The sequence below is a fragment of the Methanobrevibacter curvatus genome (genome assembly GCF_001639295.1).
GTDB lineage: Archaea > Methanobacteriota > Methanobacteria > Methanobacteriales > Methanobacteriaceae > Methanoflexus > Methanoflexus curvatus.
The window spans coordinates 1-3,493 of record NZ_LWMV01000049.1; the positions used below are offsets into that span (position 1 = coordinate 1).

The window sequence follows — 3,493 nt, forward strand, 5'->3', positions numbered from 1 at the left end:
ATATATAATATATCTAATAACATATACAATATATTCAAAGAAAATTTCTGTAGAATATATTAATACATTTCAAGATTTATAATTGAGATCATAATTTTAAAGTATTATAAATTTTTAAAAGACGGTGTATCAAATTATCTAATTTAAAGAACCAAATGTTTTTTTTAAATTTTATTAAAAAAATGCTTTGAAATATTTAAAATATTTTAAAATAGTTTAAATAAAGAATCATTAGTTCATTTTACATATGTAAAGCAATTAGCAATTAATTGATACACAGTTTTTTAATGAATAAAAATCTATAATATTATTTAAGTTATTATATTTAAGTTAGTTAATTAAGTTATTAATTTAAGTTATTAATTTAGGTTATTATTAGGTTATTATTCACTGCTGTCAACTTAAGAATTTTTTTAAATTTTTTTTGAAATTGTATGGTTACCGACTTTGAAAATTAAAAATATATATTTTATAAGTTATATTTATAGTTTTCTATTTATTTAATATATTTTAGATACAATATTGAAATTATTATTTTATATTATATTTTAAATTATTATTAAATTATTATTAGGTTATTATTAAATTATTATTTTTAAACTAATGTTTAATAGAATAATTTAATATATGTGAAATATCTAAAAATATACAATATATTCAAAGAAAGTTTCTGTAGAATATATTAATACATTTCAAGATTAGTAATTGAGATCATAATTTTCAAAAAGCATTACAAATTTTTTAAAAAGCTGTACATCAATATCTAATTTAAAAAAAAACGAATGCTTTTTAAATTTTATTAAAAAATATAATTTACTAATTATTTAAAGATTATATATACAATATTGAAATTAATATTTTATATTACATTTTTAAATAATCAGGGCATAAGTGATGAAAACTTATTTTTTCAATTGAGTTATTATAATGGAAGTAAAAATGTATTCCATGTATTTAATAAAATTTAAATTTTTTGGATTATTACTAAAAATTGAATTTTGAATTTTTACAAAAATTTAAATCTATGAAACTATAATCAAATAAAATTTAAATTTTTTGGATTGTTACTAAAAATTAGATTTTTGAATTTTTACAAAAATTTAAATTTATGAGACCATAATTATAATTCATTTTTTACAATAGTTTTCAATAATAAACTTACTAAAAAAAATTAATAAGTTTATTATTCAAAACTACAATTAAATTAATGAATTGTGGAAGTTAATAAAATTCAATAAAAATTTTAAGAACATCTATTTTTTATTTAAATTTGGAAAAATAATTTGGAAAGATTATATAAAATTATATAGACCAAAAATTATGTCTTATAAATTTATAGCTTATCAATAATTTATCAATAATTTTCAAATATTTCACTTTAATCTGATTTTTAAATTGGTTTTAAACAAACTGAACTGTTTTATCAAAATTCTTAAAATAAATTTTAAATCATTGATAAAGATTAAAATATTTTTATTAGATTAATAAATGGTTGATAAAGTCTATAAATAAAGAATGATAATAAAAATAAAATATTAAAAAAATATCAGAAAATTAAAAAAAATTTAACAGGTAATAAAATGTCTTAATTACTAAAACAATAATTTAAAGTCTTATTTTGCATAATAAAGATATATAAATTAAATATTAATTTTATAAATTTGTATTTGTCAATATTTTTCAAATATTTATCCTTAATTCGATTTTTAAATTAATTTAATCTAAATAAAGCTATTTTATCAATTTATAATTAACAAATGCTACTATAATTTTCTAATAATAAATTTTAGGTTTTAAAATCATATGAAAGATTTTAAATATTTGTTAAAAAAAATATAACCATTAGAATTAAAGTAAATAATCATATAAAGAAAGTAAATTAATTAATATAAAAAAATTAGTTAATATAACTTATTAAATTAAAAATAAGTAAACAAATTTTTTTAAAATTATTTTACTTTTATATTATATGATTTTTCTTATATAAATAGTTTTGGTTGAAAATATCAATTATTGTAAGTGTCTCTTAAATTTTTAATTTCTATTTAAAAATTTTTAATTTTTTCAAATAGATATTTATTATTAAAAGTGTTTATTTTTAATATTAATTAAACAAAATAATTTAAATTAAAAATATAAAAATTTTAACATTTTTATATATAAAATTAAATGATTTAAAGTATTTTATTTAATAAATCAATGTTTTAAATCTAATTTATTTTTAAGATATTGTTTGAAAAAAATAAGTTGGTTGAAAAAATACTTGATAAATGCAATAAAAAAACTTATTAAAATAGTTGTAAATATTTAAAAAAAGATTAGGTTTATAAGTCAGAAAATATTGCTATCTATTGAAGTTAAAAAATTAAAAAATAAGTAAAAAAATGAGTGAAAAGTACAGTACATTACTTAAAAATATGACACATAACCATTCAACTTATATTATAAACTAATTTTAATAAGGTTTTAAATGATGTTTAAAGAATTTTTAAGAAATATTAGTGAAAAATTCAAAATCACGAAATATGTTGCAAAATTAGATGATATACCATAAGTACAAAATAAGTAGAGGAAGAATTAAAACAAAATAAGTAAAAAACAATAGCAAAATAAGTAAAAAATTAGACAAAATCAAATAAAAGCTATAATAAAATAAGTAAAAAAATAGTAAAAAAATAGTTAAAAAAATGGGATAAAGAGATAAATAAAATAATTATCTCAGAAAAAAATTTTATAAAAGAGGTAATATGAAGCATTACCTCTAAAATGTGTTTAAATTATTCTTTTTTTCTTCTATATAAAATAGTAAACATAGACAATAAAGCTAAAAGTAAGATAACTATAGGAACACCAGTATGTTGCATTCCAGAACTACCTTTAGGAACTATATTATCTTTAGCTAAAACTTTTACAGTAGCTGTATCTTGACTTGCACGATACATGTAATCTCCTGCAAATCTAGCAGTATACTCAAATGTACCCACTTTAGTAGTTTTATATGCAAATATAGCTATTCCTTTACTATTGGTATAGTTAGATCCAACTAGCTCACCATCAATATAGAACTTAATAAGTTTACCTTCTAATGGATCGTCTGTTAAGAAAGCTTTTAAAATCGCATAATCTCCAACATAAACAACTGCATCATATGCAAATAAATAAGTTTTATTTTTAACAACATCATAAGGAGTTATTGGTTTAAATTGATAATTAGAATAATTTGAACCAACATTAATAATGCCTGTACTCACATTAACTTCACTAACAACAAGACTAAGACCATTAACTCTAGCAACAACATCGAAACTAGTAGTTCCTCCATTATCAAGAGAAACTAAACTCCATTTAACAGTTTTTCCTTGGGAATTATAAACTCCATTATCAGAAGAACTTAAATAAATTAGAGAATTACTTAATAAGAAACTTACATCAGTAGAAGTTGCATCAGGACCATTATTCTTAACTGTAATAGTGTATTTAACTGTATCACCAG

1 protein-coding gene is annotated in these 3,493 nt (G+C 17.2%); it reads right to left on the reverse strand.

Features of this window, described 5'->3' with window-relative positions; translation table 11 throughout:
* Nucleotides 1-2,777: 2,777 nt before the first annotated feature.
* On the reverse strand, nucleotides 2,778-3,493 hold a 716-nt coding region (locus MBCUR_RS01510), incomplete at its 5' end, for an Ig-like domain repeat protein (protein WP_157077519.1).